The organism is Paenibacillus macquariensis, from assembly GCF_900156375.1.
Classification (GTDB): Bacteria; Bacillota; Bacilli; order Paenibacillales; family Paenibacillaceae; genus Paenibacillus_AQ; species Paenibacillus_AQ macquariensis.
In genome coordinates this window covers 60671-74779 of the sequence record NZ_FTNK01000017.1, presented here as the reverse complement: position 1 = coordinate 74779, position 14109 = coordinate 60671, and the positions used below count along the sequence as shown (strand labels likewise).

Below are 14109 nucleotides of genomic sequence, written 5' to 3'. Positions count from 1 at the left end.
CTCCTTACATCATCGCGCTATCAGGATCAATTTTGCGAACAATCCAGTTAGCGGTTAGAATCGTTGCACAACCCAGAAAGGACTGTACGAATGCGGCAGCAGATGCCATCCCTACCGTAGCGCTTTTCAGTTGTTTAAAAACCATGACATCGATGGTGGTAGACACGTTGAACAGAGAATTGGAATCTCGCGTGACCTGATAGAACAAGCCAAAATCGGTATAGAATATGCGTCCAACTGCCAAAATGAACATCATGACGATAACTAGTTTGAGCATTGGTAATGTAATAAATCTCGTCTGCTGCCAAATCGAAGCGCCATCAATAACAGCTGCTTCATAATATGTGCTGTCAAGGCTTGTGATGGTTGCCAGATAAATGACCATACCATAGCCCAATCCTTTCCAGATATTTAAGAAAATCAGAAAGTATGGCCAGTATTCCGGCGCCATATACCAGTTAATAGGATCGCTGCCCATACTGACGAGCATTTGATTGACAATCCCTTTATCAAAACTTAGAAACGCCCAGCCTACAGCAGATACGACAACCCAAGATAAGAAGTAGGGTAGGAACATCATTGTCTGATAGACTTTACTTGCTCTGCGGCTGTGGAGTAGACCGATCATAATAGCGAATAGAACGGGCAGCACAATGCCTAGAACAATAAAAATAATATTGTAGCCAATGGTATTTCGAATAATAATCCAAGCGTCATTCGACTTGAATAAGAACTCGAAGTTTTTGAAGCCTACCCATGGACTGTTAAACACATTACTCAAGAAGCCACCACTAATTCTGAAATTTTTGAAGGCAATAATGGCCCCGAACATAGGCAAGAAACAAAACAGTATGTACCAAATCGTCGTCGGCAATGCCAAGATGGTTAGTTCCGTATCCTGCTTGTGCCAACGAAAAAGTAAGCGCTTTCGCTTTTCTTTTTGTTTGCCTTTAGAGCTCATGTCTGTCACTCCTTCGGGTTATTTTTCGCTTGAATTACACTTGTTAAGTTCATTGTATAAGAGAAGCATTAGATGCATCTAGACAACAAACTTGATACTATAGTCAACAAACGTTAGATTTGAAATACTATGTTCACAAAAAAACGGAAAAAGCGACTTAAGCCTCTCCGTTTTTCATAAAAAAGTGCTGGAAGCTAAGCAGATTCTCTGCTAACTCCCAGCACTTTTCATTTCCCTCGTAATAATCACTCAAATCTCAAATGCTCAGTGGTTCCAGCTTCCATCCTAAAAAACCGCAATAATCCTATCCAATATCCCCGTAATATCAAGAAACACAATAATAATAACTAACGGAATCACGAACCTCATAATGAAAAACCATATATTAAACGCAGTAGCCCCTAACCGAGAATGCTGTAATAGCTCCTCTCGCAAAGTGCTTTTCTTAATCTTAAGGGGTACGAAGATAGAGATTAACAACACGCCGAGTGGCATTAGTATATTACTAACTAAATAATCGGCTGAATCAAATAGATTCTTCGAGAAGATTAGAATGTCACTAAAGACACTATAGGATAATGCAGAGGGAATTCCCACCGCAAAGATTAGAATACCAACAATATATGCATGTTTCTTTCTCTTTCCCTCTTGTCCTTTAACGGTTGAGGCTACAATGATTTCTAACATCGAGAAAGCCGAAGTTAATGTGGCAAAGAGGAATAATGCTAAGAAACCGAATAAGAACACTTCTCCAAATATAATCTGATCAAACACAGCAGGCAATACAACGAACAACAACCCAGGTCCTTCAGCGGGTTCTAGACCTAGTGAGAATACAGCTGGGAAGATTGCTAATCCTGCCAATAATGCGATCAATAAATTCATGGCAACGATTGAAATGGCCGGTTGAATTAAGCTTTCTTTTTTGGAAAGATATGAACTATAGGTAACCATCACGGATACTCCGACACTTAGGGCGAAGAAAGCTTGACCCATCGCATACAGAATATTCTGAGATGTGATACGCGAGAAATCAGGTGCTAGAAAGAATTTCACACCTTCCATCGCGTTATCGAGTGTCAGTGAGCGAATGATTAGAACGATGAATAGGACGAATAACGTGGGCATTAAGATTTTACTGACTTTTTCAATGCCATTCTGAATCCCTTTAGCCACCACTAATACGGTAACAGCCAGAAATACGAATTGAGCTCCAATAACCAAGATAGGATTGCCTATCGTCAGGTTAAAGACAGATCCATAATCTGCGCCCTCACTAATGATTCGTCCGAACAATCCTTTTACGAAATAGATAACGATCCAACCACCAATGACACTATAGAAAGATAATAATAGGAAACAGGTGAATACCCCTAACTTACCGATCCAATGCCAATGCGTATTAGGAGCTAGACTACGATAAGCGCTAATGGCTTCTTTTTGCGTGCTTCTACCAATAATGAACTCTGCTAATAACAAGGGGAAACCCATAAATAAAGAGAACATGATAAATAGAAGAAAGAATGCACCGCCCCCACTGATACCCGTTACGTAAGGAAGCTTCCATATTGCGCCTACCCCTATTGCTGAACCTGCTGCTGATAAAATAAAACCGATTTTCGATGACCATTGCTCTGATGTCTGCACACAAATCAATCCAATCTATATTTATTATGTCTTCTATATAATGTAAAAGACAAAAAAAGCCACATCTCTATCTTTAACGATAGGGACGTGGCTATTCACGCGGTACCACCCTAATTGGAAACAATACGTGTTTCCCACTTGGTTAAAATAACGGTTTAATCCGTTTCTATACTAATTTCATTTAAGATACAGTATAAAAAAAGCTCGAAGAATGAAATTCACCTAATCTTTGTATCAGTTTGCACCAACCACTGATTCTCTGTTCACAGGGAGACCGGCTTAATAATGTTCTTGTCGTCGCTCATTGCATATTCATAATAATAAACGAAATTATAGTATGCTAGCACCTTAGAGGTCAAGCTCTTTAATCACAGTTTAATATAATATTAGTAGCATAGATCCGATTGAGCGTCAGGAATGTGGGTTATTTCAGAAAAAGTGTTAGCCTAATATCGTTATAATCAATCTTTCCATGTCATTGCAATAAATAAGTATGGTAAGTTAGTTAAGAATGTTAAAAACCATATTTACCCAAAGGAGTGACTTGAGTGTATATTAATCTCCAAGGATGGATTGTAGAAGCAGATATTATGAGCATGCAAGTGGCTATGGAATCAGGTGCCATGAGCTCGGAAGAATTAGTACGAATATACGTAGACAGAATACATAAGTACGACGCAGACATTAATTCAATATTAGAAATCAATCCAGATGCGATTCAAATTGCGAGGGATTTAGATAAAGAACGCCAAGAAACGGGAAGTCGTGGGAAGCTACATGGTATTCCGATGCTATTGAAAGATAATTTGGACACAGGCGATAACATGCATACGAGTGCGGGTTCAGTGGCTTTAGCCGATTCCTTTGCTGCAACGGATTCATTCGTAGCGTCTAAGCTTCGGTTAGCGGGTGCGGTTGCGAATATGTCCGAATGGTCGAATTTCATGTCGAGTAGGATGCCAGCGGGCTACAGTTCACGAGGAGGACTCGTGCTAAACCCCTATGGGCCAGGCGAGATATTCATTAGTGGTTCTAGTTCTGGATCTGCGGCAGCTGTAGCTTCAAATTTTGCAGCGGTAGCAATAGGTACGGAAACAGCTGGATCTATTGTGGGTCCTGCATGTCAAAGTTTCCTCGTAGGTATCAAACCGACGGTTGGACTTGTTAGCCGAGCAGGCGTAATACCTATTTCAGTGAGCCAAGATACGCCGGGACCGATCGTTAGGACCGTTACGGATGCGGCTATTATCTTAGGAGCATTAACGGGCATTGACGACAAAGATGATGCGACACGTTCGAGCGAAGGCTGTTCTTATGGTGACTATACCTCATTCTTAGATGCTGACTATATACGACAAGCAAGAATAGGTATTCCTAGACATTATTATAAGCACTTAGATGAAGAAAGACTGGCTATTATGGAAGCAGCGATACTGACATTGAGGAATGCAGGCGCTACGATTGTAGATCCCGTTAGTCTTCACATAGAACACAATGATTGGAACAATGACGTGATCTGTTATGAATTTAAAAAAGGTCTCGATCAGTATTTATCACAATTATCTGATTCCGTACCAGTACACTCGTTGCAGGAATTAATCGAATATAATGAGAACCATGCCGAGGTTGCTTTGAAATATGGGCAGGATACGCTGATTAGGTCAGCAGCATCAACATTGACTGAGCAAGAGTATCGTCAGAAGAAGCAAGAATATGATGCGCTAGCACTTACAAAGGGTATAGATTATGTGTTAGAACAACATGGGTTAGATGCATTAATGTTACCTGGAGATGTGGATGGGATGTTTATTGCAGCACGGTTGGGATATCCGTTGATTACGGTTCCAGCAGGGTATTCAACAACAGGAGTCGTTGACTCCGATGGTGATTCGACTAAGGGTCCTTTTGGCGTCGTATTTTCCGGCAAAGCATTTAGTGAACCTACGTTAATCCAAATAGCATACGGCTTCGAACAGGCAACGAATTATCGTTATCCACCTGATGTGGGTTAGAGGAGGGAAAGTTATGAAACTTGCAGAAGCATTGGTTCTAAGAGCAGATAGCCAACGGAAAGTAGCGCAGCTGAAACAAAGACTAGAGAGAGTTGTAAAGGTACAAGAAGGTGAAGAACCTGGCGAGGATCCTGGTGTTCTTTTGGCAGAATTGAATAGAAGTCTAGAAGAATTAACAGGTTGGATAAAAAGAATCAATAAGACGAATTCAGCCATTCCATTCGATTCAACCAGAAGCATTTCAGATGCGCTTGCTGAACGTGATCATTATATGCAAAAGAGAAAAATATTAAATGAATTACTTGAAATCGCCTCTATTAAGCAGGATCGATTCAGTCGTTCTGAAGTGAAGTTCTATAGAACAGTAAACGTGAATGACCTCCAGAAGCAAGTAGATGAACTGTCTAAGAATTACCGAGAACTTGATTTCAGAATACAAGAAAAGAATTGGACGATTGACTTAATAGAGAATTAAACCAAGTTGGTAACCCTAGTCAATAAAGGTGAGTACAACCCGCCAACGGGTAGTTGGACTAAAAGGATGCAGGGCCATATCTAGGCAATAACTAATTAGCCCAGTATTGTAACAAGAGTGCGACAGCATGCAATTAGGGAGTATTCATTATTGTAACTACCATGTACTGATTTATGGATTAGGGTGAGGGTGGGTTCGGGGACTTGTGGTTCATGCTCAAAAGTAGATCATTCTTATGGTTGTTCAAAAAATGATTTAGACAATATATGACCCGACCTCCGATAGATGTGCTATCTCAGATCGGGTCTTGTTGTTGTATCTCAATACATGTGATGTCATTAAGTTACATAAATGTGATAAGTTATTCAAGGATGTCTAAATCCATTTGCAAGTAGTAGTTTAGATACATAGGAGGCTAATCATGCAAGTACAAGAAGTAAAAGATGCTTATGGAAGTAATCAATGGATGGATTGGCTTAAGATCTGGATAAGACCAAGAGAGATGATGAGGCATATTATTAATAAACCAACAAATACAGGCGTAGTAATATTACTTCTGCTACTAGGTGGGTTTATCTTCGCTATGAATAAAGCAGCTTCAGACAGTATGGCTGATTCAATGCCGTTAGATACGCTATTTATAACAATAATATGCGCTACAATTATTGGAGCAATTATTTATTATTTTTTAATAGGGGGATTGTTCTACTGGGTAGGTTCATTATTAGGTGGAACTGGTTCATATCGTGATGTTCGTTTGTCATTGGCTTATGCATACATTCCAACTATATTAAAACTACTAATTTGGATACCATCTCTTATCTTGTTTGGAACAGAAAACTTTACTTCAGATACTCCAAGGATGGATAGTAGTGACGGTTTACTAATTACATATTTAATTGTTGAAGTAATTGATTTTATTATAGGTATTTGGGGAATTTTTATTTACTTAAAGTGCCTTGGAGAGGCACATAGGTTTTCTGCTTGGAAGGCTTTGTTAACGGTGATATTACCGTTGATAATATCACTCGTAATTGTGTTTATATTCCTAGTTATTTTAAATGCGATTTGAGAGGGGTAACATTTAAGATGATTAATAATCTATACGAGACTCAGTTACAAGTTAAGGATCTCAATACCTCGATTGCATTCTTTGAGAAGTTGGGATTAGAGCTGGCGTTATTAAAGAGTGAAAGAAAAATGGCTTTCTTCAACATTGGGAAAGACAGACAGCTTTTAGGGATACGAGAAGTTCCGACCGGAGCTGAAGTAAGTAAACGGCACTTCGCTTTTGGTGTTGATCTATCTGATCTGATGAAAAGCTATGGACTGGCTTGCGGAGCGGGGTATACAACCATTAAACTCAGTGGGTAAAGAGGCTAATGAGCCAGTCGTTCATACTTGGATGCCTGCAGCTGCTGTTTATTTCAATGATCCTGATGGAAATGAATTGGAGTTCATTTCTTGGCTACAAGACGAACCACAGGATATTGGATATATACCTTACTTAAGTGAATGGAACGAACTAACTAAAAGTAATAAGTGAAGAGAAATTAAGAATTAGTATAATTTAATAGAAGCTTAGCTCACCAATTAGCTCCTGTTAATGCTTGAAGACGACAATATATGACCCTACTTATGCTTAGGTCGGGTCATTATTTAGTAGATACTATAAAGAAATATGGCATGCTTGGGTTCTTTTATACTTTGGCATATTTACCTTCAGCCGCTTCAACTAGATGCTCATATAACATAAATTCCCATATATAATTCATATAGGTCTTGATAGGGAGGGAACCAATCATGGATTTGAATCCAAACAATACACAAGAGAATGATTTGCCAAAAGGTTTGGCTAAACCAGCGCTACGTGCACTTGCTAATCATGGTCTCTCGAGATTGGAGCAGGTCGCGAAGCTTAGCGAGAAGGAACTTAGGGAACTACATGGCATAGGTCCGAACGCAATAAAGCAACTTCGTCTCGCATTAGAGGTTAAAGGTCTAACTTTCTCTGATAAATAACGAATTTGTGATCTGGAAGATTAGCCGAAACGTGAGCTTAACAAGGTACGAGTAGGAGGAATGCGATTAATGAATAGAAGAGCAGCAGGGATGATCTTTATTAGTATTGGCGCTTTCTTGTATGGCATTCGATATATTAGTGCAGCGATCTTTGGATCTAACGCATCCGCATGGAATGAATCTCTATTTCAAGCTATGTTGGATTCGGTGGGAAGTGGGCCATTGATCTTAAGTGTGTTGTCTTTGATTATTGGAATTATTTACTTGATCATCTCCGAGTTCGGGGAGTCATTAAAGGCTAACATGGCACAAGTTAAAAGCAATTGGAATAGGAGTTGGAATGAGCCCGATCCTGATTCTAATAAAGAAAATGAATGAGTAATTATCACTCTCGCTTCTAATTAAAGTAGTGCTTTGTGAGTGCTACGAGCGTGTGGAAATACAGATTGCTTTTACGAGCACTCTGTATTTTTTTGTCTTATCATGTTGTTTGTTGTTGTGTTTTTTGGAGGATAATGGGTCACGAATAGCGAATAAAGTTGGAGGTGTAGAAAAATAAGTATCAAATAGGAGGCCCTATGAACAAGGAACTAGCTCCATCAGGAGAAGCCATTTTTCGGTATGAGGAAAGAAAAGAGGACTTCACACTTGCATCCGGAAACGACGAAGCTATTAAGGTTATTTCAGAGCATGTTGAGAAATACATAGGGGAAATTGATGGTGTCTATCATGAGATCATATCTGATCTTGTGCATTTAGATATTATTATAGTGAAGCCAACGAAGGGAAAAAACTATTATACATTAGTTACATGTGGCATGAGTAATTTACCAATGACGGTCCCTGAGGGTGCTGATAACTTCAGATTTGCTGAATTAGTCATATGTCTACCTAGTGAGTGGAAGATGTCGGATGAAGCATTTAAGCAAGACGAGAATTATTGGCCTATCCTTTGGTTGAAGAAGCTAGCAAGATTTCCACATGAGTATCAAACTTGGCTATACCACGCACATACGATTCCTAATGGAGATCCAGCGCAACCATTCGCTCCAAACACGGAGTTCTCTGGAATGATCCTATCCATTCCTACAACAGTGGATGATGCCAACGGCTTTTTCACTTTAGAATTAGCTAACGGTAATAGAATACATTTCTTTAGTCTGATTCCTATTTATACGAAAGAAATGGATTTTAAATTGAAGAAGGGAGCCGATGCTCTCATTGAAAAATTAGAACAAGCTGGAGTCAATGAGATAGTGGATCTGAAGAGAAAGAGCGTATGTAAGACGTCCTTTTGGAAGTTTTAAAAGGGAGGGGCCAAGTAACATAACATAAAGACAGATTGTTCTAACGAGCAGTCTGTCTTTATTGTTGTATGAATTTCTTACAATATCATGGGATATTATGGAGTATAATAGAGTGGTTAGCCGAACACAACAAGCTATACCAAATCCAAGAGAGCAATATGCAGAGGTGTGACATGCAACCACGTTCAGAGACTATAAAGAGTAAACATGAAAGTGAAATTAAAAGTAACGTTAAAAGTAAAATTAATAATGAAAAACAAAGTGAACGTCATTATTTTGAATTAGGCATATGTGTAGTTTCAGCCCTAATTTCAGGTAGCTTTTTTACTATACAAATAATAAGCAAAGTGGATATAAATACGTTTATCCAGACATTTGTACAAGTGAACATAACATTCACCTTATCTATTGCAGCATTAGTTGCAAGTCTGGGAGCTTTCAGATGGGAACATTACATAAAAGGACTTACTCATGGTGGTCTGAGGGATAAATATGAGCGTCGAAAATATATTCTTAAACACGCAAAAAAGCCATTGTATCGAGTTATATGGATAAATAGCGTATTTATTATAGTGAACTTAATTACTTTACAATCCGGATCCATTGTGTTGAAAGGGACTACACTTGCACGGTATGCAGGACCTTTGTTAGTCATTAATTATATTTTGATTGCTACATGTTTGATTATGGGACTTATTTTAATATACACATCCATGCGATATATGAAAGAGCTCATTTTTAAATGATTGAGAGTATACAAGGGGAAGCATCTGAAGACAGATTACTCGAATGAGCAGTCTGTTTTTTTGTGTTTTTTAACCCTTGTTTAGAAAGTTTTTATACTTTCTTTAGAGGCAGAATACACCTGACAACTACAATATCTTTAGGGGACTCACCCTAGGGAAGGGAGTTGTTGATAGTGAAATGGCTATTAGAAGGCTGGGGAAGATCAGTTGTTAGATTCCGATGGATCATCGTGTGTGTGTGGCTCGTTATTGCAGTGGTATTTGGAGGTATATATTCGGGTCAGTTAGAACCACTATTAACGGGTGGTGGATGGGGAGTTCCTGGCTCAGGTTCCTATAATGCCTATCACGCGATTTCCGAGAAATTTGAATCGAGAAGTACGACGTCGATGTCGTTTGTCATACAAGATACCAATAATAAAGTCGGCTCAGTAGCCTATTCGGAACGGGTAACAGCGATCAAGGAATTACTAATGAAAGAAGAAGCGATTGAGAGTGTTTATACATGGCTAGATGCACCAGAGGAAATGAAGGCTCAGTTCCAGAATGAGCAAGGAAATGTCACCATCGGGTTTATCGAGATGAACATTGACGAAGGTTTTGCACAGAAGGTGCTACCCGAAATTCAAGAGAGAGTATCTGCTAAAATGCAATCTCATGACGTGGATGTGACCATATTAGGGGCTCCTGCATTATGGGGTGAGGTGAATGCGGCGTGTCAGGCAGGACTGGCTACAGCGCATCTGTATGCTATTCCAATCGTTATTTTGGTATTGCTATTGGTATTTAGATCAGTCGTGTCCTCGATAATGCCATTGCTATTAGCAGGCTTCTCTATTGCGATCACCATGGGTGTGTTGTCCTTCATCGCGAAAGAAACAGAACTATCCGTCTTCATTCTCGATTCAGCTATGATGATTGGTATCGGGGTCGGTATCGACTTTGCACTTATATTTGTATCAAGGTTCAGAGAGGAGCTACTGACCTCACCTTTGAATATAAAAAAGGTCATTTCTACAACCATGTATACAGCGGGTCATGCGATTCTATTCTCCAGTCTGACGATTATGGGAGCCATGTCAGCGCTCTTGTTTGTTCAAATTGCAGCAGTTAGATCTATGGCCTTAGGGATCATTGTCGTTGTCTTGTTCTTACTGTTAACGAGTATGAGCCTACTACCAGCGGTGATGTCTATCTTAGGTAACAAAGTAAATGCTTTATCAATTCCTAAACGTCTGTTATCTAAGAAATCCAAAGGCTGGTACAACATGTCCCATCGCGTGATGAAGCGACCTGTGCTGTATTTAATCGGTTCAGTCATCATATTAGGCTTACTAGCCTTGCCAGCTTTAGAGTTAGAGACATCGACACCAGATGTGAGGATGCTATCAGAGGATTCAGGTGCTCGTAAAGGAGTAGATACGCTTCAAGATGCATTTGGTATAGGTTTTCCGTCCCCGATTCAGATCGTGATACAAGCATCCGAGATGTGGGACTGACTCGAGCGATCAAAGAGGATTATGATTTAATCATTCTTGATCTTATGCTTCCTAAGGTGGATGGATTCGAAATTTGCCGTCAGATTCGTCTGGAAAAAGATATCCCAATTCTGATGATCACCGCTATGAAAGGGGATATCGATATCATCCGTGGACTGGGTTTAGGAGCGGACGATTATATGACGAAGCCTTTTAGCCCGAGTGAGATGGTGGCTCGGGTGAAAGCCCACATAGCTCGTTATGATCGTTTGGTTGGGGGTGTGACTCGCAATCAGGATCGCATGACTATTCGTGGTCTCACCATAGATAAAGCTTCGCGAAGAGTGCTTTTGAATGAACAAGAGATCATTTTTACAACAAAGGAATTCGAACTTCTAGCGTACCTAGCTGCTAATTTAGATAGAGTATTAAGTAAGGATATGATTTTTGAAAGAGTCTGGGGTATGGATGCTGCAGGAGATGTTGCTACCGTTACCGTGCATATTGGGAAGATCAGAGAAAAGATAGAAGCGGACCCGTCCTCTCCGCAGTACATCGAGACCATTTGGGGAGTAGGCTATCGATTTATAGCGTAATTCAGTTCGTTGTGCAGTTAACAACCATGGTGCGATCGAGAGGGGACCGAAATGTTATTTTGAATAGATGAATTAAAGGAAGTAGCTGATGACAGATCGCTTTTTTAAATAAAAAAGTGGTTTGTTTTTTTGTATGAATTTCTAATGAGTTCGTTGTAATTTATGGAGTATAATGGAAGGGTTGATTGATACTCATAGCTATCATCTTTGGAATCGTTATAAGTACACACAGTAGAACCGCAGAAATTCATTCAGATTTACAGAGAATAAAAGAAAAATTAGGAATTAATGATGAAGATGAGTTCAATATGACTGATCAGGAGATTGAAGAAGAGTTAGAACAATTTATAGAATCAGAATCAGATGATATGGATACTAAGAAGAATTAGATAAAATCATTATTTTTAAGGGGGAGAACTTCCTATGAAGATAAAGGTCTTTACATTGTTATTCATGGTTAGTGTGTTATTCACATGGTCTTTGACAGCTATGGCAAATTCAACTATAGAAATTGTGTTTAATGGGACCGATGTTACGTCTGAATTCTCAACGAATCTAGTTGGTAATACTGTGTTTGTTCCCATAGAATCCTTGAACTCCAGACTGAAATTTGGATTCTTGGTGGGTTCGACTCCAAATCTGATTATTCTTGAAAGTAATGAGTATACGATTTATCTAACCATTGGTAGCACTACGATGAAGAAGAATGATGAAATTCTGAAATTGAAAAGTCCCCCATTCGCCAAAGATGGAGTAACGTGGGTACCCCTTAGGGCTGTTGCTGAAGGATTTGATTCAAAGGTAGTGTGGGATCAACATACTAACTTGGTAAGCGTAATAACGAAAGGGAAAGTTGAAAAATAACAATGAATACATCATTCGAATAACCATAAAATAAAGGTATAGCTTAGAGATCAAACAAGAGGTGATAACAATGCAGGATATTACTCAATTAATAACGGAGAATATATATGCTTTTATTATTATATTGTTTGTATTCCCGATCATAATGACGATATGTCTGCTTGTTATATTCAAAAAACTGTTTAAAAGGAAATTATGATTATTCCAATAAAGGGTGAACACATTGAATAAAAAGAATGAGCAGGACATTCTCAAGGATATATTCATGTTAGGCCAAATGAAATATAAGACACTGATCACGTGGTTATATTATTTAGGCATGTTAGGCGTTTTATATGAGTCTACTGTTTTTGGACAATATATATCCATCACAAATACCTATATTAAGTCAGTAAATACGGGCGATGGATTCTATACAGGACAACCAACCAATAATAGTGCCCTTGGGGTCATTGCAGGAAGCATATGTTTTGTATTGTTATTTGTTGTATGGAAGATATGCTGTGAACTATTGTTACTTATATTTAACGTATTATCTATTAATACAATGAAGAGAACGCAGGAAACTAATAATGATACAGGTATATCTGAGGAAATCGGATGTTGAAAAAGCCAAAAAGGATGGTAGATTTATAACAATGACATCTAATGAGAGAATCGTAAGACATTTCTGGCAGTTATTTGACGCAGCGGAGTTCGAGGAAGCGGGTAATCTACTGCAACCTAATGCCATCATAAGATGGTGGAACACTCGGGAAGAATTTAAAGGAGCAGACAAATTTATTGAGGCCAACAGGATATATCCGGGTAGATGGAGAATCACTGTTGAAAGACTGGAGTCTATTAATAATCTAATCATCACTGTCGTTAAAGTGGTGGGTCAGGATATAAGTTTTTATACGACCTCATTTTTCACACTTGAGGAAGAACGAATCATAAGAATCGACGAATACTGGGCGGAGAATTCAGAACCTCCTGACTGGAGAGTAGAAGCGGCTCTTTCCGTACAATTTTAAAAAATATTGAATAAAAGAATAAGAAAAGAGGAAAGTATGATGGGAATTCAAATTGTTAATCTTGCAGATAGAATGGAATATTATGAAACCGTATGTCAGTGGATTTGGAAGCAGTGGGGTAGTGACAAACCAATCGAGAATGTTAAATATGCCGTATTACATAATTCCCAGACAGATCGTGTACCCATGACATTTGTGGCGCTAGAAGGTGATGAACCTGTAGGCACAGTATCTTTTTGGATGAATGATCTATCCTGCAGACAGGATCTTTCCCCTTGGTTGGCATGCCTGTATGTTAGCGAAGAGCATAGAGGTAAAGGGATACCAAGAGAACTACAACATCGTGTCATAGAAGAAGCGAAGAAGTTAGGATATAACGAGTTATATTTAATTACGACGCATGATGATTATTATGAAAGATCTGGTTGGGATTTCATAGAGAGAGCACCGAAGTCTAACGGAGACTTCACCAAGATATATCGTAAGGATCTAAGAATATGACCCTTAAGATCGTTGAGGTATCATCCAGTCATACCGATTTATCCATCCTTATAAAGAAGCTAGATGAATATCTACTAGAGAAATACCCAACAGAAGAAATCTTCGGTGTTGATTTCACGGATCCCAAGGTAAATGACATTACGTTTATTGTTGCATATTTAAATGAAATGCCAGTTGGTTGTGGAGCAATCAGAGAGATAGACAAGGAAAGTACGGAGTTAAAGAGATTCTTCGTGGAACAAGATTTCAGAAATAGAGGCATTGCATATGAGATATTAATGGAGCTCGAGCATAGAGCTAAGACATTGGGATATACATGTATTAAATTAGAAGCGGGTGAACCGCAAGCGGAGGCTTTATCATTTTATCGAAAGCATGGGTACTATCAAATAGATAGATTTGGAGAATATGTAGCATGTGAATCCAGTGTATGTTATGAGAAGAAATTGAATGTATGATTCTCTATTGTATATAGGAGGTAACG

Annotated in this window: 16 protein-coding genes, 2 pseudogenes and 1 other annotated feature; of the genes and pseudogenes, 16 read left to right on the top strand and 2 right to left on the bottom strand. The window is 38.9% G+C overall.

From position 1 onward, the window contains the following. Positions 1–4 precede the first annotated feature (4 nt). Positions 5–961: an ABC transporter permease gene (locus BW961_RS23275; protein ID WP_076577000.1), complete on the bottom strand. Its 957-nt coding sequence runs from the start codon at positions 959–961 to the stop codon at positions 5–7. A gap of 285 nt (positions 962–1246) precedes the next feature. Further along, entirely contained in the window at positions 1247–2608 is a 1362-nt protein-coding gene (locus BW961_RS23270; protein WP_068592531.1) for a sodium-dependent transporter, read from the bottom strand. Between the two features lie 78 nt (positions 2609–2686). After that, positions 2687–2915, bottom strand: a binding site (T-box leader). Between the two features lie 241 nt (positions 2916–3156). Between BW961_RS23270 and BW961_RS23265 the strand changes: the two genes are divergently transcribed. The 16 genes and pseudogenes from BW961_RS23265 (at position 3157) to BW961_RS23190 (ending at position 14083) form a co-directional block, all read left to right on the top strand. Then, a complete protein-coding gene (locus BW961_RS23265) occupies positions 3157–4620 on the top strand; it encodes an amidase family protein (protein ID WP_068592532.1) in 1464 nt (487 codons plus the stop codon). 13 nt (positions 4621–4633) lie between these two features. Continuing rightward, the gene (locus BW961_RS23260; protein WP_068592534.1) at positions 4634–5095 is read left to right on the top strand and encodes a DIP1984 family protein; all 462 of its coding nucleotides are present in this window, start codon (positions 4634–4636) and stop codon (positions 5093–5095) included. Between the two features lie 421 nt (positions 5096–5516). Further along, the gene (locus tag BW961_RS23255; protein ID WP_244556037.1) at positions 5517–6167 is read left to right on the top strand and encodes a Yip1 family protein; all 651 of its coding nucleotides are present in this window, start codon (positions 5517–5519) and stop codon (positions 6165–6167) included. Between the two features lie 17 nt (positions 6168–6184). Then, positions 6185–6641: pseudogene (locus BW961_RS23250) on the top strand (VOC family protein). Positions 6642–6898: 257 nt separating this feature from the next. Next, complete coding sequence (locus tag BW961_RS23245; protein WP_068592536.1) at positions 6899–7117, top strand: helix-hairpin-helix domain-containing protein; 219 nt, start codon at positions 6899–6901, stop codon at positions 7115–7117. Between the two features lie 69 nt (positions 7118–7186). Continuing rightward, a complete protein-coding gene (locus BW961_RS23240; protein ID WP_068592537.1) occupies positions 7187–7495 on the top strand; it encodes a hypothetical protein in 309 nt (102 codons plus the stop codon). Between the two features lie 200 nt (positions 7496–7695). Next, a complete protein-coding gene (locus tag BW961_RS23235) occupies positions 7696–8424 on the top strand; it encodes a suppressor of fused domain protein (RefSeq protein WP_068592539.1) in 729 nt (242 codons plus the stop codon). A 173-nt stretch (positions 8425–8597) separates the two neighbouring features. Beyond that, positions 8598–9170, top strand: a complete 573-nt coding sequence (locus BW961_RS23230; protein ID WP_156510182.1) for a hypothetical protein — start codon at positions 8598–8600, stop codon at positions 9168–9170. 173 nt (positions 9171–9343) lie between these two features. After that, positions 9344–10669, top strand: a complete 1326-nt coding sequence (locus tag BW961_RS23225) for an MMPL family transporter (protein WP_068592544.1) — start codon at positions 9344–9346, stop codon at positions 10667–10669. After that, positions 10657–11244 (top strand): annotated as a pseudogene (locus BW961_RS23220) (winged helix-turn-helix domain-containing protein); the annotation flags it as partial. The gene BW961_RS23225 and the pseudogene BW961_RS23220, both read left to right, overlap by 13 nt. A gap of 185 nt (positions 11245–11429) precedes the next feature. Then, positions 11430–11633, top strand: a complete 204-nt coding sequence (locus BW961_RS23215) for a hypothetical protein (protein WP_068592546.1) — start codon at positions 11430–11432, stop codon at positions 11631–11633. Positions 11634–11667: 34 nt separating this feature from the next. Next, positions 11668–12108, top strand: a complete 441-nt coding sequence (locus BW961_RS23210; protein ID WP_068592548.1) for a copper amine oxidase N-terminal domain-containing protein — start codon at positions 11668–11670, stop codon at positions 12106–12108. A gap of 223 nt (positions 12109–12331) precedes the next feature. Further along, positions 12332–12715: a hypothetical protein gene (locus BW961_RS23205; RefSeq protein WP_068592553.1), complete on the top strand. Its 384-nt coding sequence runs from the start codon at positions 12332–12334 to the stop codon at positions 12713–12715. Then, the gene (locus BW961_RS23200; RefSeq protein ID WP_068592554.1) at positions 12681–13124 is read left to right on the top strand and encodes a nuclear transport factor 2-like protein; all 444 of its coding nucleotides are present in this window, start codon (positions 12681–12683) and stop codon (positions 13122–13124) included. The genes BW961_RS23205 and BW961_RS23200 overlap by 35 nt, the downstream gene beginning before the upstream one ends. A 36-nt stretch (positions 13125–13160) precedes the next feature. Next, positions 13161–13625, top strand: a complete 465-nt coding sequence (locus BW961_RS23195) for a GNAT family N-acetyltransferase (RefSeq protein ID WP_244556036.1) — start codon at positions 13161–13163, stop codon at positions 13623–13625. After that, positions 13622–14083 carry a GNAT family N-acetyltransferase gene (locus BW961_RS23190; protein ID WP_068592556.1) on the top strand — a complete coding sequence of 154 codons (462 nt, stop codon included), beginning with the start codon at positions 13622–13624 and terminating at the stop codon, positions 14081–14083. Before BW961_RS23195 ends, BW961_RS23190 begins: the two co-directional genes overlap by 4 nt. Positions 14084–14109 lie beyond the last annotated feature (26 nt).

Bases quoted from the DNA above. Each gene is read 5' to 3' on its own strand.
- BW961_RS23240 (WP_068592537.1), top strand. From the start codon at position 7,187: ATGAATAGAAGAGCAGCAGGGATGATCTTTATTAGTATTGGCGCTTTC.
- BW961_RS23190 (WP_068592556.1), top strand. From the start codon at position 13,622: ATGACCCTTAAGATCGTTGAGGTATCATCCAGTCATACCGATTTATCC.
- BW961_RS23245 (WP_068592536.1), top strand. From the start codon at position 6,899: ATGGATTTGAATCCAAACAATACACAAGAGAATGATTTGCCAAAAGGT.
- BW961_RS23200 (WP_068592554.1), top strand. From the start codon at position 12,681: ATGATACAGGTATATCTGAGGAAATCGGATGTTGAAAAAGCCAAAAAG.
- BW961_RS23275 (WP_076577000.1), bottom strand. From the start codon at position 961: ATGAGCTCTAAAGGCAAACAAAAAGAAAAGCGAAAGCGCTTACTTTTT.
- BW961_RS23230 (WP_156510182.1), top strand. From the start codon at position 8,598: ATGCAACCACGTTCAGAGACTATAAAGAGTAAACATGAAAGTGAAATT.
- BW961_RS23210 (WP_068592548.1), top strand. From the start codon at position 11,668: ATGAAGATAAAGGTCTTTACATTGTTATTCATGGTTAGTGTGTTATTC.
- BW961_RS23260 (WP_068592534.1), top strand. From the start codon at position 4,634: ATGAAACTTGCAGAAGCATTGGTTCTAAGAGCAGATAGCCAACGGAAA.
- BW961_RS23235 (WP_068592539.1), top strand. From the start codon at position 7,696: ATGAACAAGGAACTAGCTCCATCAGGAGAAGCCATTTTTCGGTATGAG.
- BW961_RS23195 (WP_244556036.1), top strand. From the start codon at position 13,161: ATGATGGGAATTCAAATTGTTAATCTTGCAGATAGAATGGAATATTAT.
- BW961_RS23255 (WP_244556037.1), top strand. From the start codon at position 5,517: ATGCAAGTACAAGAAGTAAAAGATGCTTATGGAAGTAATCAATGGATG.